Here is a 20,370-nt window from a genome sequence, read left to right as displayed (position 1 = left end):
GTTGCGGACGGCGGGCACGGCGCGCACTACGAGGCCCTCGCCGAGCACCTCACCAAGACCACCCGTCGGCCTTGGGATGCGGCCGCCGTCCGAGCCGCCTGCCGGGCCGCCGGGATCCCGCACTGCGGCAGCGTTCGTCAGCGCGGCCGCGGGGTGTCCACCGGCGTCCGGGCTGCCGACCTTCCTACCCCCTCTCCAGCCCCCTCCCCTGCCACGGCCGCAGCTGTAGTTGCCGCAGGTCAGGCGGCGCCTACAGAGGCAGCTACGGCTACAGCTACGGGACCCGAGCTACACGTTGAGGGGGCGCTGCGGATTGTCCGAGAGCCCTCCAGCACCCGGCACTACACCGTGGGCAGGGGGTGAGCGGCATGGAGTACTGCCCCACGTGCGGGTGGTGGACCAAGGGCTGCACCCACTGAAGCCCGATTCTGCACCTAGTTGCAAAACCGGCGGCCGTGCCGCATCCTGAACCTGCGCGTCATCAGCGCGCCCAAAAACCATCCGAAGGCCCCGCCACCGCGCGGGGCCTTCGCGCGTCACAGACCCATCACGACCACCACGCGGCACCACCACCCCGGCGAACATGATCCGATGCGCACACACCACGCCATCACCATCCTGGCCACCGCCGGGCTCCTCGCGCTCACCGGCTGCTCCAGCAGCACCACGGCCAGCCCCGGCCCGTCCGCGTCCTGGGTCCGCGACACCGGCACCGCTCAGCCTGCACCCGGCGCGAGCGGCGCCAGCGCTAACCCTGACGCGGCCCGCTCCGCCGCCGGCCTGCCCGCCGAGCCCAAGGGCCCCCAGCGAAAGGCCTTCCTCGACGGCCTCAACGCCATCGACAAGGACATCGTCCACGGCAAGGACGACAAGGCCATCAGCCGGGGCATCGACACCTGCGCGGCCATCAAGGCCCACACCGGGGACATCCCCAAGCAGGTCGAGCAGACCAACCAGCGGTGGACCAGCCCAACCCATCCGGAAGGACACGGCGAAGCCAAGGCCGCGCAGATCCTCGCCGTCGTCCACACCACCATCTGCCCCACGTACTGACGGGGCCACAGACCACTCCGGTGCGAGTGGGTGCGGGTGCAGCCGCCCGGGACGAGGGCCCCGGGCGGCAACCCCCGCCAGCCGCCGAGGAGGTGACGCCGTGGCCAAGCGCCGCGACCTCACCGCGTACAGCTACCGCAAGCAGCGCGCCCGGTTCCTCGCCGAGTCCGACGTCTGCCACCTCTGCGGCCACGCCGGCGCCGACGTCGTCGACCACGTCATCCCGGTCGCGCAGGGGGCCGACCCCGAGGACACGAGTAACTGGCTTCCCGCCCACGGGGTGGGCCGCTGCCCGACCTGCGGCCGGAACTGCAACGGCGAGAAGGGGAGCAAGGCCCAGGCCGTGAGGCTGAAGACATCACGCGACTGGTACTCATAGTTCACACGCAAGCCTCTGACCTGCACGTATGCGCTGATCGCAAAGTCGCAGGTCAGAAGCGCGCCGGATTTTTTGGAAACGATCTTCTCCCAGCCCCGCGCCCAGCTTTTATTTTTCTCCCCCCGGGCCGGATCCCACCGGGATGATCATGGAGGTGCCGTGTTCACGCCCGAGCAGAAGGCCGCCCTCGGGGCCGCCATCGACCGGCTCCTCGCACTCCCAGCACCCGCCACGTTCCGCGCCCGCACGGCCCCCACGGCGGCGGCGCCGTGCCCCGCCTGTCTGACCGTCGGCGAGCCGTGCACCGGAGGTACCGATGGGCCCCGTTGAAGAAGCCGTCCGCGCCGACGTCGAGGCGCTCGGCGACCTGGCTGGCGTGGAGCCGTCGCTGACCGAGCTGGCCTACCGGCTGGCCGCCGAGGTCGACCTCCTGCCCAGCGAGGACACCAAGCTGCTGCCCAACCTCTCGCGCGAGCTGCGGCTGACGCTCGCCCAGCTGCTGGAGGGACGGGCCGCCGATGACGACGACGACGGCCTTGGAGACCTGGCAGCCCCCGAGTGAGTTCGCCGAGCAGCTGCTGGAGCGGTACGGGCTGACGTGCCCGCCGCGCTGGGGGACGCCGCGGCGCCCGGAGTGGCCGAGCTTGGGGCCGGCGGCGTGCCGGGTGATGGAGGCCCTGGGCTTCACCCCGATGCCGTGGCAGCGGTACGTCCTCGACGTGGGGTTGGAGATCAACCCGGCGACCGGGCTGTTCGCGCACCGCGAGGTCGGGCTGTCCGTGCCGCGCCAGCAGGGCAAGACGCAGCAGATCCTCGCGCTGATGACGCACCGCATCGCGGCGTGGCAGCGGCAGAACGTGGTGTACGCGGCGCAGACCCGCGGCATGGCGAGGCAGCGCTGGGAGGACGAGTTCCTCGTCACCCTGGAAGGGTCATCGCTGGCGCCCCGGGTCCGGGCACGGAAGTCCAACGGCAACGAGGCGATCCTGTGGACGCGGACCCGCAGCAAGCTGGGCATCACCGCGAACACGGAGAAGGCCGGCCACGGCCCGGCGCTCGACCTCGGCGTCATCGACGAGGCGTTCGCGCACGAGGATGACCGGCTGGAGCAGGCGTTCTCGCCCGCGATGCTGACGCGGCCGATGGCCCAGCTGTGGTGGGCGTCCGCGGGCGGCACCGAAAAGAGCGCGTGGCTGAATAAGAAGCGGGCCGCCGGTCGCGCCCTCGTCGAGGAGATGTGGGCCACCGGGCACAGGCCGTCCGTCGCCTACTTCGAGTGGTTCGCGCCGGACGAGATGCCGCGTGACGACCCGGCCACGTGGGCGGCCGCGCTGCCCGCGCTCGGCCACACCGTCACCGAGGCCGTGATCCGCTCCGAGCTGGAGAAGCTCGACCCCGGCGAGTTCGACCGCGCATACCTGAACCGCACGCGCAAGGCCGCTCCGCCGTCCGACCCGAACGTGCCCAAGCAGCACTGGCCGAACCTGGCCGACGAGCAGTCCCGCCCCGGCGACGAACTGGCGCTGGCCGTGGACGTTTCGCAGGACCGGAGCACGGCGACGATCGGGCTGGCCTCCCTCCGGCCGGACGGGCGCCTGCACCTGGAGGTCGTGGACCGCCGGGCCGGCACGGATTGGGTGGTGCCCGCGGTCGTACGGCTGCGGCAGCTCCACCGCCCGGTGGCCGTGGCCATCGCCTCCGCCGGGTCCCCGGCCGGGTCACTCGTCGACGACCTCGTCGCCGCGGGGGTTGACGTGCCAGCCGACAAGGAGCGCCCGGAGTACGGGCACCTGGTCGTGCTCCGGACGAATGACATCGTCGAGGCCTGCGGCCAGCTCGCCGACGCGCTGAACCAGGGCACGGTGGCGCACATCGACCAGGCCCCGTTGACGGCCGCGGTGAACGGGGCGATGACCCGCCCCGTCGGGGACGCATGGGTCCTCGACCGGCGCCGCTCCCTTGCCGACGTGTCGCCGCTCGTCGCGGTCACGCTCGCCCGGTGGGCGCTGCTCACGCGCGGCCCGCTTGTACGCGAGGACTACGAGGTTCTCGATTCGATCTACTGAGGGAGACGCCGTGCGCACTGTGGTGACGACGCTCCTCGACGCGGCCGGCCTGCTGCTGATCGCCGCTGGGGCCGGGGCTGCGCTGTGGCCGTGGACGGCCGGGGGCGCGCTCGGCGTGGCCGGGCTGGTGGTCCTGGGCGGCTCGTGGCTTGCGGCGCGGCAGGACGGGGGGCGGTAGCGGATGAGCCTGTTCAAGCGCCGGTCCATCCAGGGCCCGACGGCCTCCGAGCTGATCCCGCCGCGACTGCCGCAGCATGCGGGCGGGGTGTCGGTCACCTCCGAGTCATCGCTACGGCACAGCGCGGTGTGGGCGTGCCTGCGGCTGCGCGCGAACCTGGTGTCCACGATGCCGGTGGATCTGTACCGAACGGTCGAGGGCCGGGCCGTCGAGGTGCCCAAGCCCCCCGTGCTGGTCAACCCGGGCGGGACGCAGGTCGGCATCAAGGAGTGGCTGTACTCCACGCAGTTCGACCTCGACCGGGCGGGCAACTGCTTCGGCCTGGTCACCGCGCGCGACGGGCTCGGTCTTCCGTCGAGGATCGACCTGGTCCCCCTCGCCGACGTCACGGTGCGGATGAAGGACGGGGTCCGCTCGTACCGGATCGGAGGCCACGACTACGACGCGTCCGAGGTGTGGCACGAGCGGCAGTACACGATGGCCGGCCTCCCGGTCGGCCTCTCCCCGATCGCGTACGCCGCGTGGTCCATCGGTGAGTACCTGTCGGTGCAGCAGTTCGCGCTGGACTGGTTCGGCAACGGGGCGGTGCCCAGCGCGCACCTGAAGAACACCGCGAAGACCATCGACCCCAAGACCGCGACCGAGGTGAAGCAGCGCTTCAAGGCGGCCACCGCGAGCGGGGACCTGTTCGTGACCGGGCAGGACTGGGAGTACAAGATGATCCAGGCCGAGGCTGCGGGCGCGGACTGGATCGAGGCGAAGCGGTTCGGCATCGGCGACATCGCCCGGTTCTTCGACGTGCCCGGGGACCTGATCGACGCCGGCGCGAACGGGTCGATGACCTACGCCAACATCAGCCAGCGCAACCTCCAGTTCCTGGTGATGAACCTCGGCCCCACCGTGATCCGCCGCGAGGACGCCCTGTCGTCCCTGTCGTCCCGGCCCCGGTACGTGAAGCTCAACACCGACGCGCTGCTCCGCATGGACCCCGCTGCCCGCGCAGCGATGTTCGCCACGCAGATCAACTCCCGGCAGCTCGCCCCGTCCGAGGCACGGGAGCTGGAGGACCGGGCCCCGTTCACGGACGCCCAGCTCGGCGAGTTCGACCGGCTGTTCGGCACGAAGAACCCCGCCCCCACTGCGGCGGCCGCACCGACAGGAGCATCGACATGACCGACCTGGCCAGCCTGCGGGCGCAGGCCGCAGCCGCCCGCCGTTCCGCTGCGGGCTCCGCCGAGATGCGCCTCCCGCGCGACCGGCCCACGGAACAGCCCGTCCGCTTCACCTCCCAGCTGCGCGCCAAGAAGGTGCTGCGCGACGAGATGGAGTGGTACGAGGTCGAGGGCTACGCCTCCTCGTTCGAGCGCGGCTACGAGATGTGGGACGCGTTCGGCCCCTACACCGAGGTCGTCACCAAGGGCGCCGCCGACAAGACCCTCGCAGCCGACCCCGAGGTGGTGTTCCGTTTCAACCACGGCGGGACCCCGATGGCGTCGACGAGGAACGGCCGGCTCCAGCTGTGGGCCGACGACGCCGGCCTCGGTCAGCGCGCCTGGCTCAACCCCAAGCGGGCGGACGTGCAGCTGCTCGTCCAGGCCATCGAGGACGCGGACGTGCGCGAGCAGTCGTTCATGTTCCGCATCACCGAGGGGACGTGGTCCCCGGACTACACCGAGTACCGGATCAACAGCTTCGACCTGGAGCGCGGGGACGTTGGCCCGGTGACCTACGGCGCGAACCCGCACACCTCGGTGTCGGCGCGCTCGGGCGAGTTCCTCGCCTCCATCGACCACCTGTCCCCGCTGGTCGCCCGTGAGGCGCTCGCGCGCCTCTCCGAGCGCGCCGACCTGCGGGCCCCCCAGCCTGCCGCGCCGACGACGCCGGCTGCGGCCCCGGCCCAGGGCCGTTCGATCGCCATGGTCCGGGCCCGGTTCCTCGCCCAGCTCGGCGACGACTGATCAACCCCAGCTCTACCCTCCAGCACGCCATCCGGCAGATCGCCCGGAGGCGGGACTCGCCACGCCCGGCAGACGCCCCGGGCCCGCCGCGCGCAGTCGCGCTGACCCACCACCATCCCGATCTACCGGAAGGCACCGACATGCCCGGAACCATCGACGACCTCATCGCCTCGATCGAGGTCGAACTCGAAGCGGCGCACAAGCGCTCGAAGAAGTGCGGCGCGGAGATTCAGCTCATCCTCGACAAGGCCCAGCAGGACGGCCGGTCCGCACTGTCCGTCGAGGAGGACGAGCGGATCACCGAGCTGTTCGCCGCCCGTGACCAGGCCAAGAGCGACGTCACCGGCATCGAGAACAAGCTCGCCAACGCCAACAAGATCAAGGCCGAGGAGATGGAGCGCGCCGAGCAGCAGCGCACCAGCGCCCCGACCCAGGTCCGGCGTCCGTCCTACGACCAGGTCGCCCGCGTGGGCCGCGAGGAGCGGACCTACCGCAAGGACGAGGACCCCCACGGCAAGGGGTTCCTAATGGACCTGTCCCGGCAGTTCCTGTACCAGGACGTGGAGGCGGCGTCCCGCCTCGCGCGGCACATGCAGGAGGAGCGGGTCGAGCGCGCCGAGTACTTCCAGCGGTCCGTGGGCACCGGCGCGTTCGCCGGTCTGACTGTGCCCCAGTACCTGACCGATCTGTACGCCCCGGCGACCGCCAACCTGCGCCCGTTCGCGGATGCCTGCAACCGCCACCCCCTGCCGCAGTCCGGCATGTCGGTCAACATCAGCCGGATCACGACCTCGTCGAGCGCCGCGCTCCAGGCCTCGGAGAACGCGGCCGTGTCCGAGACGGACATGGACGACACGCTCCTCACGGTCAACGTGCAGACCGCGGCCGGCCAGCAGACGATCAGTCGGCAGGCCATCGACCGCGGCACCGGCATCGAGGACGTCGTGTTCCAGGATCTGTTCAACCGGGTCGCGACCACGGTGGACTCGGCCCTGCTGAACCAGGCCACGAACGGCATGACCAACGTGGCCGCGGCCGTGTCGTACACCGACGCGAACCCGACCGGCGCCGAGCTGTACCCGAAGATCCTCGGGGCGGCCGCGGGCGGCGAGGCCGCGCTCCTGGCCATGGGGAAGCCCAACCTGGCGGTCATGCACTCGCGGCGCTGGTACTGGCTGACGTCGCAGATGTCCGCCACGTGGCCGATGGTCAACTGGACCAACCTCCCCGTGCAGGCTGCCGGGCAGGCCAACCCGAACAGCTCGTACGGGTCCGGGGCCCGCGGCGTGCTGCCGTGCGGCCTGGAGGTCATCGTCGACAACAACATCGCGACGAACCTCGGCGCCGGCACCAACGAGGACGAGATCTATGTGGTCCCCTCTTCCGAGTGCCACCTCTGGGAGGACCCGGGCGCCCCGATGTTCATCCGGGCCGAGCAGGCCAAGGCCGCGAACCTCGGCGTGCTCCTCGTCGCCTACAGCTACTTCGCGTACACCTTCGGCCGGTACGCGAACGGCATGCAGAAGGTCAGCGGCACCGGCCTGGTGACCCCCGTCTTCTGACCCTGACCGCAGCCCGGCCCGACCGTCCCCCGGGCCGGGCTGCGCCCCACCCCAGACAGGAGAACCTCATGGCCATCAGGCCGTTCATGGGCGACGTCGTCCTCACGTCCGCCGCCCGCACCGCCACCGCCAGCTCCGGGCCCGTCGCGGCACCCGGGCAGGCCTCCGTGGCCGTGCTGCTCGTGCACTGCTCCGCCGCGTCCGGCACCACGCCGACGCTCGACGTCGCCCTGGAGCAGTCCGCGGACGGCACCTCGTGGTCCGCCGTGACTGGCGGCGGCGCGACCCAGCTCACCGCGGCCGGCAACCGGATCGCGACCGCCGGCATCACCGCGAACTACGTCCGCGCCACGGCGACGATCGGCGGGACCACGCCGAGCTTCACGTTCAGCGCCACCATCGCGTTTCTCCAGGGCTGAGGGGTTCGGCCATGGACCAGAACATGATCTCCGCGCTCCTCGCCGAGCGCGCCGGCTACGAACGCTCCGGCAGGGCCGAGCGGATGGCCCAGGTCGACGAGCAGCTCGCCCACCACGGGTACGAGGTCCCCGCCGAGCGGCAGGCGCCCCCGCAGGACACCGCGGACACCGAAGACAGGCCGCGCGGCCGCGGCCGCCCCAAGCTGCCCCGCGACGCCGAAGGCAACATCATCCGGGAGTAGGGGAGGGGCCGTTGTGGCGCACGAGTACGCCGACCTCGCCACCCTGAAACGGCAGCTCGGCCTGGACGACACCGACACCTCCCGCGACGCCCTGCTCCAGCAGGCGCTGACGGCTGCGTCACGGTCCATCGACGCGGCGACCGGCCGCCGGTTCTGGCTCGACGGGACACCCGTGCAGCGCGTGTACCGGCCCCGCGGCCGAACCGTCTGCGAGCCGGACGGGGAGCTGTTCCTCGTCGACGACATCGGCAGCGCAGCCGGGTTCGTGGTCGCCTCGGGCTCAGGGGCTACGTGGACGGATGTCACCGACTGGGAGTTCGTCCCCGAGAACGCGCTCGCCGACGGCCGCCCCGTCACCGCGCTGCTGCGGCGGGGTGGCTGGGGCAGCGTCCTTGGCCGCGTGCGGGTCACGGCGCGGTTCGGCTGGCCAGCCATTCCGGACGAGATCGTGCAGGCCACCCTCATCCAGGCGAGCCGCCTGTTCAAGCGCAAGGACTCCCCCGAGGGCATCACCGGCAGCGCCGAGTGGGGCGTGGTGCGGCTCTCCCGCCGGGACCCGGACGTCTGGAACCTGATCGAGCCCTACGTCCTGCCCGGGTTCGGGTGAGGAGGAGCTATGCGGATCCGCATGACCGTCGCCATGCCCGAGGGCGCAACCCGGGACGGCGAGCCGTGGCCCGCGCTCGGCGACGAGGCCGACGTGCCCACCATCGTCGGCGCGCACCTCGTCGCTGCGGGCGTCGCTGAAGACGTCACCGACCAGCCGGCCCGACGCCGAAGGACAAAGGAGGTGGGCGGCGGTGCAGATGGCGGCGATCCGTGAGGCCATCGCAGCCGCCGCGCGCACGGTCGTCCTGCCGGCCGGGGCGGGGAAGCTGACCTGCTACGGGTACACGCCCGACTCGGTTCCGGCCCCATGCTTCTTCGCCGGGGAGTTCACCCTCGAATTCGACAAGGCGATGCGCCGCGCGCTCGACGAGGCCGAGCTGACGTGCCGCGTCCTCGTTGGCCGCGCGGACGACGTCTCCGCGCAGCGCACCCTCGACGCGCTGCTCGCCGGGTCCGGGCCCGCCTCGCTGAAGACCACGATCGAAGCCGCCCGCGGGGAACCCGGGCAGCCCGCGCTCGGCGGGCTCTGCGACGACTTCCACGTGACCCGCGTGCAGGGCTACCGCTGGTACGAGCACCAGGGCACGCAGTACGTCGGGGCCGAGCTGATCATCCGCATCATCGGCGACGGAAGGAGCTGACCATGGGCAAGTTCGTGCTGCTCAACGCCCGACTGTTCGCCGTGGGAGCGGACCTGACCGGGGCCTCCAACAAGATCGAGCTCACCAGCGAGGTCGAAGACAAGGAGACCACCAACTACTACAGCGCCGGGTATAAGGAGGTCATCGGCGGCCTCGGGTCGGCCGAGGTCAGCGCCGAAGGGCAGTGGGAAGCCGCGGACTCCACGAAGGTCGATGACGCGATGTGGGCGCGGCTCGGCGGGGTCGGCCCGTGGACCGCTTGCCCGGACGGGGCGGCCGTCGGTGATCTGGCGTACGTCACGCAGTGCCTGACCGCCAGCTACGCCCTCGGCGGCTCCGTGGGCGACGTCGCCCCGTGGACCGGCAAGGGCGCCTCGGCGTGGCCGCTGGTACGCGGGCAGATGGCCCACCCGGCCGGCACCGCCCGCACCTCGACCGGCACGGGCACCGGGGTGCAGCTCGGCGCGGTCACGGCGGGCAAGCGGCTGTACGCGGCGCTGCACGTGCTGTCCGTTGCGGGCACCACTCCGTCGATCACTGCGCGGATCGAGTCCGACGACTCCAACAGCTTCGCGTCGCCGACGACGCAGCTCACGTTCACCGCGGCCACGGCCGCCGGCGGGGAGGCGCTGCGTACGACGGGCGGCGCCATCACGGACACCTGGTACCGCGTGGCCTGGACCATCAGCGGCACCACCCCCTCCTTCATGTTCGCCACCTCCTTCGGAATCAGGTGATCCCTCATGGCCAAGATGGTCCTGCTGTCCCAGTACCTCGCGATCAACGGGGTCGACCTCTCCGACTACACCCGCAAGGCCGAGCTGACCGTCGAGGTCGAGGACAAGGAAGTCACGACATACGGCAGCCTGGGCTGGAAGGCCGTCCTCGGCGGTCTCAAGAGCGGTGAGCTCGCGGTGGAGTTCCTCCAGGACGTGGCCGCTACGAAGATCGACAGCATCATGTGGCCGCTCCTCGGCACCGTCGTGACGTTTGAGGTCCGGGCCGACTCGGCCGCCGTCGGCACCTCCAACCCCAAGTACACCGGGTCCGTCCTGATCAAGGGCTGGAACCCCATCGAGGGCTCGGTCGGCGACGAAGCGTCCGTCGGCGTGAGCTTCCCGACGAGCGGCGCCGTCACCCGCGCCACGGCCTGATGGCCGACCGGCCCCCCTTCGAGGTCACCGTCACCCACGACGGGCTCGACGCGCTCGCGCGGGCGCTCCGTGCGGAGTCCGACGGCAAGGAGCTGCGCCGCGAACTCGCAAAGAACATGCGCGAGGCGCTCAAGCCCGCAGCCGTTCAGGCCAAGTCCGGAATCATGGCGATGGCCAGCAGCGGACCGGGCACCGCGCCCGCGCTGCGCTCCGCCATCGCCAAGAAGATCCGGCCCGAGGTCAAGTTGGGCGGGAACTGGTCCGGGGCCCGGATCAAGGCGTTCAAGACCCGCAACATCCGCGGGTTCGCCAACGCCCCGAAGCGCACCAACCGCGCACGCGGTTGGCGGCACCTCACCTACGGCCGGGAGCCGTGGGTGCAGCAGCACGGCAAGGAGCAGTGGTTCGACCACGCCATGGAGGGCGACACGAACCGCTACACAGCCGCCGTGCACGAAGCGATGGAGAACATGGCCCGGCGCCTCGCCGACCGGGCCGGATAGGGGACGAGATGTACTTGGTCTACAAGCCCGAGGGGTCCGAGGAAGAGCAGCGCTGGGAGTACAACCCCCGTCGCATCATGTCTGCGGAGCGCGAGGCGCTGGAGAAGCGCACCGGCAAGGACTTCAGCGACTTCACCAAGGCGGTGGCCAACGGCAACTCGGGCTGCCGGCGCGCGCTGCTGCACATGTACCTCAAGCGGGAGCACCCCACCCTGCGGTACGAGGACGTGGACTTCGCGTGGGACGAGCTGACCCTCGTCCAGACCCGCGCCGAACTGGTTTTCATTCGCGAGCAGGCAGCCGAGCACGCGTCCCCCGACCAGCGGGAGGCGATGCTCGCCGGCCTCGACCAGGCCATCGCCGAGGCTGACGACGGCCCGGGAGATGAGGGAAAAGTCCTTCCGCCGATCGTCGCCTGAGGCGCCTCGGCGACGCCGCTCACCTCCTCGGGATCCGGCCCTGGGAGTGGAACCTGATGACCGTCGAGCAGGCGGACGCGGCACTCGACTGGCTCGACCGGTACGAAACAGCGCAGCGTGAGGCGAACGAACAGATGAAGAGGGGGAGGTGATCTCGTCGTGGCCTCGGACACCTCCCTCGTCTTCAACCTGATCGCTCGCGACCGGGCGTCCGGCGTCATGGACCGGGTTGCCGACCGGTTCACTGCCTCGGCGGCCACGATCGGCGCGGGCGTCGGAGCAGCACTCGGCGCGGGAATCGTGGCCAACCTGGACGCCTCAGCCGCGAACGCCAAGCTCACTGCACAGCTGGGGCTCGGCCCGGCCGAAGCCGCCGAGGTGTCGAAGGTGTCCGCCAGCATCTACGCGCAGGCGTGGGGCGAGTCGACCGCCGAGGTGAACGAGGCGATCAAGGGCGTCTACCAGCAGATCGGCGAGGTCGACGAGGCGGATGGAGGGCTGGAGGGCGTCACGATCAAGGCGATGGCCCTGGCCCAGACTTTCGACCAGGACGTGTCCAGCGCCACGGCTGCTGTCGCCCAGATGCTCAAGACCGGGCTCGCCGGATCGGCGACGGAAGCCTTCGACATCCTGACGCGCGGGTTCCAGACCGGTGCGGACAAGGCCGGCGACCTCCTCGACACCTTCGGGGAGTACGGCACGCAGTTCCGGAAGTTGGGCCTCGATGGGCAGACCGCGATGGGCCTGATCAGCCAGGGTCTCAGCGCTGGCGCCCGGGACGCGGACATCGTCGCTGACGCGTTCAAGGAGTTCAGCATCCGCGCGGTGGACGGCTCCAAGACCACCATCGACGGGTTCAAGGCGATCGGGCTGTCCGCCGACGACATGGCGGCGAAAATCGGCAAGGGCGGGAGCTCTGCGGCCGCCGGCCTGGACCTCACCCTCGACAAGCTCCGCAGCATCGAAGACCCCGTTGTACGCGCGCAGACCGCGGTCATGCTCTTCGGCACCCAGGCCGAGGACCTCGGAGACGCCCTCTACGCCTTGGACCCGACCACCGCCGTGTCGGCCCTGGGGCAAGTCGGCGGAGCCGCGCAGACGATGGCCGACACCCTCGGCAACAGCCCAGCCGCCGCGCTGGAGAAGTTCAAGCGCGAGGCCATGGGCAAGCTCACCGAGGTGGGCGGCGTCATGGTCCAGTTCGCGATGCAGCACCAGGGCGTGTTCCAGCCGCTGGTGTACACGCTGCTCGGGCTGGCCGCGACGGTCCTCGTCGTGCGCGGCGCGATGATGGTCTACTCCGCGGTGTCCGCGATCGTGGCGGGCGCCAACGCGATCATCTCCGCGTCCGCCTGGGGCGTGATCGGGAACTGGATGCGGATGATGGGCATCGGCCTGATGGCCTACGCCCGCATCGCCGCCGGGGCCGTCGCGTCCGCACTGTCGACGGCGGCCGCGTGGACCGGGTCGGCGCTCGTCTCGATCGGCACGTGGGTCCTGGCCGTGCTCCGGGCCGGGGCGACGGCCGCGATGCAGTTCCTACTGATGGCCGCCCGCGCGGTCGCCTGGGCCGCGGTGATGGCCGCGCAGTGGCTGATCGCGATGGGCCCGATCGGCTGGATCATCATGGCCGTGGCCGGGCTCGTCGCGCTGATCGTCGCCTACTGGGACCAGATCAAGGCCTGGACGGGCGCAGCCTGGGACTGGGTATGGCAGAAAATCCAGGGCTTCGTGAACTTCGTGATCCAGCTGTTCATGAACTTCACGCTCGTCGGGCTGATCGCCTCCCACTGGGAGTCCATCAAGTCCACCGCGGTGGCCGCCTGGGACGGCCTGATCGCCTGGATCAAGGGCATCCCCGGGATGATCTACAACGCCTTCCTCAACTTCACCCCCATCGGCTTGATGATCAAGCACTGGGAGGCCATCAAGGAGGGCGCGAAGCGCAAGGGCGGCGAGCTGATCCTCTGGGTGCGCGACCTGCCCGGGATGATCTCCGCCAAGCTTTCCGGGCTCGGCAGCCTCCTCGTGGACAAGGGCCGCGACGTCGTGTCCGGCCTGTGGCGCGGCATCCAGTCCATGGGCGCCTGGCTGCGCTCCACCCTCATCAGCTGGGCCCGCAAGCTGATCCCCGGGCCCATCGCCAAGGCCCTCGGGATCGCGTCGCCCTCCAAGCTGATGGCCGACCAGATCGGCCAGTGGATCCCCGCCGGCGTCGTCGTCGGCATCGAGTCCCGCGCCGGCGAGGTCGACGCGGCGATGACCGGCCTCGTCCAACCCCCCGCGTCCGGGCTCGCGTCCGCGGCAGGCCAGCAGATGGGCGGCGGCTCCGGCGGCGGAGTCCTGACCCGCCCCGGGTACGGGCCCGTCCCCGTTGAGGTCCGGCTCGTCATCGACGCAGCCGTCGAGTCCGCGTTCGCGACCGCGCTCCGCAAGAGCGTCCGCCTCGTCGGGCAGGGCTCCGTGCAGACCGCGTACGGCCAGACGTAAGAGAGGAGACGCCCGTGGCGTTCCCGCAGACCCCGATCGAGCTCCTCGCCGAGATGCAGATCGGCGGGGTGTGGACCGACATCACCGGCGACCTGTACGCGCGGGCCCCACTCAGCATCGAGCGGGGCCGGCAGGACGAGGCCGCCCGCGTCGACCCGGCGCGCGCCTCGTTCCAGCTCGACAACCGGCAGAACAAGTACTCGCCGCGCAACCCGCGCAGCGCGAACTACGGGCGCATCGGCCGTAACACCCCGGTTCGCTTCTCGGTGCCCGGGACCGAGTCGTACCTCGCGATGACCGGACTCCCGACGGACATCGCGTCCACCCCGGACCACGCCAGCCTGGACATCGTGGGCGACATCGACGTCCGCATCGAGGTCACCGCCCGCTGGTACGACACCGAGCAGCAGACGCTGATCGGCAAGTGGTCGCAGCCCACCGATGGCAACCGCTCCTGGGACCTGCGCCTCCAGTCCGCCTCGTGCACCTGGGTCTGGACCCCTACCGGCCTCTCCGCCGACGCGCTGACCGCCCAGTTCACCCTTCCTCCCTTGCCCCGCCGCGCAGCACTGCGGCTGACCATGGACGTCGACAACGGCGCGGGCGGCCGCACGATCACCCTGTACTGGTCCACGTCCCTCTCCGGGTCCTGGACCACCATCGGCACCGTCACCGTGACAGGCACCACGTCGATCTTCAACAGCACCGCCCCCCTGGAAATCAGCCCTGATCAGAGCAGCGCCACCGCCACCCGGTACCCGCTGCGCGGGCGGGTACACCGGGCCGAACTGCGGTCCGGTATCGGGGGGTCCGTCGTGGCCGCGCCCGACATGCGGGCCCTCGCCCCGGGCACAACCTCGTGGGCCGATTCCGCCGGCCGAACGTGGACGCTGGCCGGGGCCGCCGCCATCTCCAACCGCGAGTACCGGCTGCACGCCGAGGTGTCGTCCTGGCCGCCCCGCTGGGACCCGTCCGGCCGAGACATTTACGTCCCTGTAGAGGCATCAGGGATTCTGCGCCGACTGGGGCAGGGCAGGAAGGCCTTGGCGTCCACGCTGCGCCGGAGGATTCCTGCGGTGGGCGCCCCCGTGGCGTACTGGCCGATGGAGGACGGGAAGGACGCGACCCAGGCGTACTCCCCCCTGCCCGGCGTCACTCCGCTGGTCGTCAGCGGGTTCGAGTTCGGCGCGGACGACTCCCTGTTCGGATCGTCCGCCCTGCCGAAGATCGACGCGACGGCCTCAATGCGGGGGACAGTCCCGCCGTACCCGGCCACCGGCCAGTGGCTCGTCAGCTACATGATGCACAGCCCCGGAGCCCCCGCGTCGGCCACGACCATCCTGGAGTTCACCACTACCGGCACCGCCCGCAGGTTCGTTCTCACCATGGACTCCGACAGCGTCGACCTCACCGGGTACGACGCGGCCGGCTCCACCGTCGTCTCGATCGTCTTCTCCCTCCTCGACTTCCACGGCCACTGGATCAACCTCAACCTCACCGCCGCCGACCAGGGCGGCGGCAACGTCCGCTACGAACTCGGCTGGACCGTAGTTGACGGGACCGGGTACGGGGGCGGCACCACCATCGCCGGGACCGCGGGGATCGTCACCGACATCTCCACCACGTTCGGCCCCCTCGCCGCAGACATGCGGATCGGCCACCTCGGCGTGCTGCCCACCTCTTCCACCATCGCCTACGTGTTTGGCGACAACGCATGGCGCGGCGAGGAAGCGAGCCGCCGCATCGTCCGGCTCGGCGGCGAGGAGTCCGTCCCCATCGTCAGCGACTATGCGCCGACACCCGTGGACGCGCAGCGGCCGAACACCCTGCTTACCCTCCTGAACGAGTGCGCCGACGCGGACCTCGGCGTGCTCTACGAGGCGAGGGACCGTCTCGGCTTGGTCTACAAGGGGCGCACGACGTACCACAACCAGCCGGTGGCGCTGACGCTGGACTACTCCGTCGCCGGCCACGTGGCCCCGCCCCTGGAACCGGTCGACGACGACCAGCGGGTACGCAACGACCGCACCGTCACCCGGGCCAACGGGTCCTCCGCTCGCGCGGTGGACACCACGAGCCCCCTGTCGATCCTGCCCCCGCCGGCCGGGGTCGGCGTGTATGACGACGCGCGGACCCTCAACCTGCGCTACGACAGCCAGCCCGAGGACATCGCGGGCTGGCTGCTGCACATGGGCACCTGGGACGAGGCCCGCTATCCGACCGTCCACATCAACCTGGCCGCCGCCCCGTCGCTCATCCCGGCTGTCGTGCAGCTGGACATCGGTGACCGGATCCAGATCATCAACCCGCCGGTCTGGCTGCCGCCGGGCCCGATCGATTTGATCGTCGAGGGGTACACCGAGGTCATCAGCCACCCCACCGGCTGGGACATCTTCCTGAACTGCACCCCGGCCGGCCCCTGGTCGGCCGCGTTCGCCGACGATTCCGTCTACGGACGGGCAGACACGGACAGCTCGGTACTCGGCGCTGACGCCACCTCGTCAGCAACGACGCTGCTCGTCCACACCACGCAGACCGCCGACAGCAGCAGTCCCCGCTGGACACAGGACCCGGCCGAGATGCCGTTCGACGTCCGGCTCGGCGGAGAGGTGGTCACCGCGACCGCGATCACCTCCCTTGCCGAGGACACGTTCGCCCGGACCGTCGCCGCGGGCGGCTGGGGTACGGCATCCGACGGCCACACCTACACCCTCACGGGTGGCACCGGTGCTGACCGGTCGGTGTCCGGAGGTCTCGGGCTGATCACCGCAACGTCGGCCCAGACCACCCTGCGGATGCAGACCGTGGCAGAGACCTGCGCGGACGCGGAGATCCGGTGCACGGTCTCGGTGAACGCGGTCGCGACCGGGGCGAGCATGGTCACGTCCTTCGCGATGCGCTGGTCGAGCGCCAGCTCCTGCTACCGCGCCCGCGTCGAGTGGGGCGTCGGCGGGGCCATCGGCCTCTCGGCGGTGGTCGGGTCGACACTGATCGACACGTCAGTCAGTACCAGCCTCACCTACACGGCCGGCCAGCAGTACGAGGTGCGGGTTCGGCTGATCGGACACCGCATCCTGATGCGGATCTGGCCCACCGGAACCATCGAGCCGACCGGAATTTGGCAGCTCGACCGCACCGCGACGACCGGGCTCATCACGTCCGGACAGGTCGGGATCGGCGGCGGCGCGTTCTCCGGCAACACCAACGCGACCACCGAGTACCGGTTCGCGAACTGGGTGGTGGCGTCGCCTCAGCGGATGACCGTAACGCGGTCCGTGAACGGGATCACCAAGGCCCAGACCGCAGGCACCGACGTACGGCTCGCTCAGCCCGCGATCACCAGCTACTGAGGAGGAGGCCCCGTGCCGTACCCCGTGATCTCGGCAGGCCAGCGCATCACCGCCGGCCTGCTCACCTCGATGCTCCCCTCGCCGGTCGTCAAGGCCGCTGACGAGCCCCGGGCCTCGACGACGACCAACGCCAATGACAGTCACCTCCTGGTGCCGGTGGCCGCGAACGCCACCTACCTCATGTCCGGGATGCTGCTGTATTCGGCGCGCACGGACACGGACATCAAGATCGGTTTCACGGGGCCGTCGGGCGCAACCCTGGACTGGATCGCTCACGGCCAGCCGCAGGACGGCACCGGCGGCGTCTCCACCGGCATGGTCGTCGACAAGCAGAGCATCGGTGCCACCGCGTTCCCCCTTGGCGGCTACGGGGCGGAGAACACCACCGTGATGACGGCGCCCCTGTTTGGCCGCCTCGTCACCTCGGCCAGCGCGGGCACGCTCCAGCTCAACTGGGCCCAGCGCGTCACGAACGCGACGAGCAGCATCATGCGCGCGGGCTCCTGGATCCTCCTCACCCGCGTTGCCTGACCCTCCCCTACTCCGCAGCCCCGCGCCGCTGGCCGGGGCTCTTCTCATGCCCTGGAGGCTCCCTGATGGGTGAAATCTGGATTCCCGAGGCCGAGCGCCTCGGCGACGGCAACATCGGCGGCCCGATGGACAGCCCCGGCGCCCCGGCGCGCGTCGTCTGGCACACCACCGAGGGCAGCTCGGGCAGCGCCTCGGCGTTCGCCAGCACCGCCGAGTACCTGATCGAGAAGGGCTACGAGCCCCACATCCTGTACGACCCCCGCACGGACCAGCTCGGCCAGTTCGGGCCGCTCAACGAGTCCGCCAAGGCCCTCGGCAACGCCGGAAGCCTCCGCACGAACCGGACCGGCGCCGCCTGCATCCAGATCGAGGTGATGGCCAAGGCTGCCACCCCGTTCACCGGGTACTGGAAGCCCGGACCGAACTTCGCTGCCCTGCTCCGCGCAATCCGGTCGTGGGGCGTCCCGGACGTCTGGCCCGCCGGCCGCCTCGCCCGCTCCGGCAGCGACGACGTCTCTCGCAGCACGGCGACCTGGACGACCGAGGGCGGGCACTACGGGCACTGCCAGATCCCGGGGAATGATCACTGGGACCCGGGCGGCATCGACATCTCGGCCCTGCTCGGCGCGGGCGGGGGGAGTCAGCCTCCAGCGCCGAACCGCCCGAGCGTCTCTCTGTCCCGGCTCATCGCTGCGGCGAAAGCCGACCCCCCGGCGGTCGGCACCCCGGTCTCGTACTCCGGCACCAAGACGGTGGAGGCCGCGCTCGTCGCCGAAGGGCTCCTCAGCAGCCGACTCGCGGACGGGCACTTTGGCACCGCCACCGTCAGCGCGTACTCGAAGTGGCAGCGGCGCCAGGGCTACAGCGGGCAGGACGCCGACGGAATCCCCGGCCGCGCCAGCCTTGCCGTCCTGGCCGCCCGTCACGGCTTCACCATCAGCAACTGATCAAGGAGAGCCCATGTTCACGTACGCGTTCTGGAAGTCCACCGGGGAGCGCGCGGTCCGCACCTTCGCGCAGGGCGTCCTCGGGGCCATCGGCGCCGACCAGCTCGGGATCCTGGACGTCGACTGGGGGCAGGCCGCATCGATCGGCGGCCTCGCATCCGTCCTGGCGGTCCTCACCGCGATTGCCACGTCCGGCGGGGCGGAGGGTCCGGGCATCACCGAAACCGTCCGGACCCGCGGGTGACCCCTGAGGAGTCCACCCGGGTCGCGGTCGAGCTGGCGGAGATGAGGGGCGAGATCCGAACCGGATTCACCGCGCTGAACGGCCGGCTCGACCTCGCGCTCCAGCGCACCGGCCAGGCCGAGGCGGATATTGATGCCCTGGAGCAGCGGGTCGAGGCCCTGGAGCGGGCCCGCTGGCCGCTCCCCTCCATCGCCGCTGTGACCGGCCTCGCCGGGCTCGGGCTCACCCTGTACCAGCTCGTCGCGAAGTGACCGTGTGCCCCCTCTCGCCTACGGGCGGGAGGGGGCGCTTTCCGCATTCCCGCGCTCCGACCGCCAGACGTACGCTGACGCCATCGGCATTCGAGAAGGGGCACCACGTGGATATCCCCAGCAACCTCACCACCGGCGAACGCATTCGGCTGCTCAGAGAGTCACGCGGGATGTCCCGTCCCGTGCTGGCCGGACTCTGTGGCCGCGGCCCGGACTGGCTAAAGAAGATCGAATCCGGGGAGCGCGAACTTCGGTCGCACTCCCTGCTGATGCGCCTCGCGGCCGCCCTTCAGCTGAGCGACCTCCAGCTCCTGACTGGCGCCACGACCGAGGTAGCAGCGCCGGTCGTCGGCGCTGGCCGCCTCGCTCATCCGGGGATGCCGGCGATCTGGTCCGCCGTCATGACCCGGCCGCTGATCTGGGATCTGCCCGCGTCGCCGCCGGACCCGGCCGTGCTGCATCAGCGTGTGGCCGATGCGTGGAAGCTCTGGCACGACTCCGACCACAACCGGACTCAGGTCTGCGGTGTCCTGCCTGGTCTGATCCGGGATGCTGAGACCGCCGTGCGGGCCCTGGAGGGGGCTCGGCTTCGGTCGGCGTACGCGGCCCTGTCTGAGACGTACCGGCTGACGCAGCAGGCCACCGCCTACATCGCGACGGCCGAAATGGCCTGGGTCGTCACGGACCGCGCAATGGGCGCCGCGCAGGCCTCGGATGACCCGGCGGCCATCGCCGCAGCGGCGTGGAGCCTCGCCAATATCCTCCGCAGCACGGCCCACCCGGACGAGGCGCTCCAGCTGGTGCAGGACGCCTCGGCGCTGCTCCGTCCCCACCTCGACGGCGCGCCCGACGACTGGCGCGGCGTGTACGGCGCGCTCCAGCTCCAGGCCGCGATCACGGCAGCCCGCGCGGGCCGGGCCGGTGACGCGTGGCGCTACTGGGACGCGGGCGACCAGGTCGCGAAGTCGCTGCCGGCGGCTTACATGCACCCGTCCACGATGTTCAGCCGCACGAACGTCGACTTCCACCAGATCGGCGTTGCGACCGACCTGTCGGCCGCGAGCCAGGCGCTCACCTTGGCGGACGAGGTGGACCCGGACGCGATGCCGTCGCGTGAGCGTCGGTCCCGCCTCTGGGTTGATGTGGCGCGTGGGCACCTGCACCGGGGGGACCGCACGGCCGCGCTGCACGTCATGAAGATCGCCCACGAGATCAACCCGGAGACCGTGGCCTATACGCCGCTCGCTCGTACGGCCGTTCTCGATCTCTGGCGGGAAGCCCCGCGGGCGCTTCGGGCTGAGGCCAGCATCCTGGCCGAGGCCGTGGGGGTCATGGCCGCCTAGGGAACGGGGACAACCTGGGGTAGGGGGACAA

General features: G+C 71.0%; 24 protein-coding genes. All 24 read left to right on the top strand.

Going from position 1 to position 20,370, the window contains the following annotated elements; translation table 11 throughout:
- Positions 1-591: 591 nt before the first annotated feature.
- The 24 genes from D1J60_RS37420 to D1J60_RS25550 all read left to right on the top strand — a co-directional run bounded on the left by D1J60_RS37420 (position 592) and on the right by D1J60_RS25550 (position 20,339).
- Positions 592-1,053, top strand: coding sequence for a hypothetical protein (locus tag D1J60_RS37420; RefSeq protein ID WP_164720969.1), 462 nt, complete (start codon positions 592-594; stop codon positions 1,051-1,053).
- A gap of 100 nt (positions 1,054-1,153) precedes the next feature.
- The gene (locus D1J60_RS25650) at positions 1,154-1,432 is read left to right on the top strand and encodes an HNH endonuclease (protein WP_125822666.1); all 279 of its coding nucleotides are present in this window, start codon (positions 1,154-1,156) and stop codon (positions 1,430-1,432) included.
- Positions 1,433-1,748: 316 nt separating this feature from the next.
- Positions 1,749-1,994: a hypothetical protein gene (locus D1J60_RS25645; protein ID WP_125822665.1), complete on the top strand. Its 246-nt coding sequence runs from the start codon at positions 1,749-1,751 to the stop codon at positions 1,992-1,994.
- Positions 1,951-3,498 carry a terminase family protein gene (locus tag D1J60_RS25640; protein ID WP_125822664.1) on the top strand — a complete coding sequence of 516 codons (1,548 nt, stop codon included), beginning with the start codon at positions 1,951-1,953 and terminating at the stop codon, positions 3,496-3,498. Before D1J60_RS25645 ends, D1J60_RS25640 begins: the two co-directional genes overlap by 44 nt.
- Before the next feature lie 10 nt (positions 3,499-3,508).
- Positions 3,509-3,676, top strand: coding sequence for a hypothetical protein (locus tag D1J60_RS37415; protein ID WP_164720968.1), 168 nt, complete (start codon positions 3,509-3,511; stop codon positions 3,674-3,676).
- Between the two features lie 3 nt (positions 3,677-3,679).
- Positions 3,680-4,849, top strand: coding sequence for a phage portal protein (locus D1J60_RS25635; protein WP_125822663.1), 1,170 nt, complete (start codon positions 3,680-3,682; stop codon positions 4,847-4,849).
- Positions 4,846-5,634 carry an HK97 family phage prohead protease gene (locus tag D1J60_RS25630; RefSeq protein ID WP_125822662.1) on the top strand — a complete coding sequence of 263 codons (789 nt, stop codon included), beginning with the start codon at positions 4,846-4,848 and terminating at the stop codon, positions 5,632-5,634. The genes D1J60_RS25635 and D1J60_RS25630 overlap by 4 nt, the downstream gene beginning before the upstream one ends.
- A 140-nt stretch (positions 5,635-5,774) precedes the next feature.
- Positions 5,775-7,196 (top strand): hypothetical protein, encoded by a 1,422-nt coding sequence (locus D1J60_RS25625; protein WP_125822661.1) that lies wholly within the window; start codon positions 5,775-5,777, stop codon positions 7,194-7,196.
- A 68-nt stretch (positions 7,197-7,264) separates the two neighbouring features.
- Positions 7,265-7,615, top strand: a complete 351-nt coding sequence (locus D1J60_RS25620) for a hypothetical protein (RefSeq protein ID WP_125822660.1) — start codon at positions 7,265-7,267, stop codon at positions 7,613-7,615.
- An 11-nt stretch (positions 7,616-7,626) separates the two neighbouring features.
- A complete protein-coding gene (locus D1J60_RS25615) occupies positions 7,627-7,857 on the top strand; it encodes a hypothetical protein (protein WP_125822659.1) in 231 nt (76 codons plus the stop codon).
- Between the two features lie 13 nt (positions 7,858-7,870).
- Positions 7,871-8,464, top strand: a complete 594-nt coding sequence (locus tag D1J60_RS25610; protein ID WP_125822658.1) for a head-tail connector protein — start codon at positions 7,871-7,873, stop codon at positions 8,462-8,464.
- 9 nt (positions 8,465-8,473) lie between these two features.
- Positions 8,474-8,680 carry a hypothetical protein gene (locus D1J60_RS25605; protein WP_125822657.1) on the top strand — a complete coding sequence of 69 codons (207 nt, stop codon included), beginning with the start codon at positions 8,474-8,476 and terminating at the stop codon, positions 8,678-8,680.
- Complete coding sequence (locus tag D1J60_RS37410) at positions 8,664-9,107, top strand: hypothetical protein (protein WP_241253605.1); 444 nt, start codon at positions 8,664-8,666, stop codon at positions 9,105-9,107. The genes D1J60_RS25605 and D1J60_RS37410 overlap by 17 nt, the downstream gene beginning before the upstream one ends.
- Positions 9,108-9,109: 2 nt before the next feature.
- Entirely contained in the window at positions 9,110-9,844 is a 735-nt protein-coding gene (locus D1J60_RS25600; protein ID WP_125824184.1) for a hypothetical protein, read from the top strand.
- A gap of 6 nt (positions 9,845-9,850) precedes the next feature.
- Positions 9,851-10,261 (top strand): hypothetical protein, encoded by a 411-nt coding sequence (locus D1J60_RS25595; RefSeq protein WP_125822656.1) that lies wholly within the window; start codon positions 9,851-9,853, stop codon positions 10,259-10,261.
- On the top strand, positions 10,261-10,764 hold the full coding sequence (locus tag D1J60_RS25590; RefSeq protein WP_125822655.1) for a hypothetical protein: 504 nt from the start codon (positions 10,261-10,263) through the stop codon (positions 10,762-10,764). Before D1J60_RS25595 ends, D1J60_RS25590 begins: the two co-directional genes overlap by 1 nt.
- An 8-nt stretch (positions 10,765-10,772) precedes the next feature.
- Complete coding sequence (locus D1J60_RS25585; protein ID WP_125822654.1) at positions 10,773-11,183, top strand: hypothetical protein; 411 nt, start codon at positions 10,773-10,775, stop codon at positions 11,181-11,183.
- 159 nt (positions 11,184-11,342) lie between these two features.
- Positions 11,343-13,673 carry a phage tail tape measure protein gene (locus D1J60_RS25580; protein WP_125822653.1) on the top strand — a complete coding sequence of 777 codons (2,331 nt, stop codon included), beginning with the start codon at positions 11,343-11,345 and terminating at the stop codon, positions 13,671-13,673.
- 14 nt (positions 13,674-13,687) lie between these two features.
- Positions 13,688-17,023, top strand: coding sequence for a hypothetical protein (locus tag D1J60_RS25575; RefSeq protein ID WP_125822652.1), 3,336 nt, complete (start codon positions 13,688-13,690; stop codon positions 17,021-17,023).
- Positions 17,024-17,035: 12 nt separating this feature from the next.
- Positions 17,036-17,554, top strand: a complete 519-nt coding sequence (locus D1J60_RS25570; RefSeq protein ID WP_125822651.1) for a hypothetical protein — start codon at positions 17,036-17,038, stop codon at positions 17,552-17,554.
- A gap of 65 nt (positions 17,555-17,619) precedes the next feature.
- Positions 17,620-18,501: a peptidoglycan-binding protein gene (locus tag D1J60_RS25565; protein WP_125822650.1), complete on the top strand. Its 882-nt coding sequence runs from the start codon at positions 17,620-17,622 to the stop codon at positions 18,499-18,501.
- 13 nt (positions 18,502-18,514) lie between these two features.
- Positions 18,515-18,745, top strand: a complete 231-nt coding sequence (locus D1J60_RS25560; protein WP_125822649.1) for a holin — start codon at positions 18,515-18,517, stop codon at positions 18,743-18,745.
- Positions 18,742-18,996 carry a hypothetical protein gene (locus tag D1J60_RS25555; protein WP_241253395.1) on the top strand — a complete coding sequence of 85 codons (255 nt, stop codon included), beginning with the start codon at positions 18,742-18,744 and terminating at the stop codon, positions 18,994-18,996. Before D1J60_RS25560 ends, D1J60_RS25555 begins: the two co-directional genes overlap by 4 nt.
- Before the next feature lie 107 nt (positions 18,997-19,103).
- A complete protein-coding gene (locus D1J60_RS25550) occupies positions 19,104-20,339 on the top strand; it encodes a helix-turn-helix domain-containing protein (RefSeq protein WP_125822648.1) in 1,236 nt (411 codons plus the stop codon).
- The last annotated feature ends 31 nt before the right edge of the window (positions 20,340-20,370 follow it).

This window comes from Streptomyces sp. W1SF4, from assembly GCF_003950035.1.
Classification (GTDB): Bacteria; Actinomycetota; Actinomycetes; order Streptomycetales; family Streptomycetaceae; genus Streptomyces; species Streptomyces racemochromogenes.
Note: the sequence above shows the minus strand (reverse complement) of the source record. Positions and strands in the feature narration are given on the sequence as shown.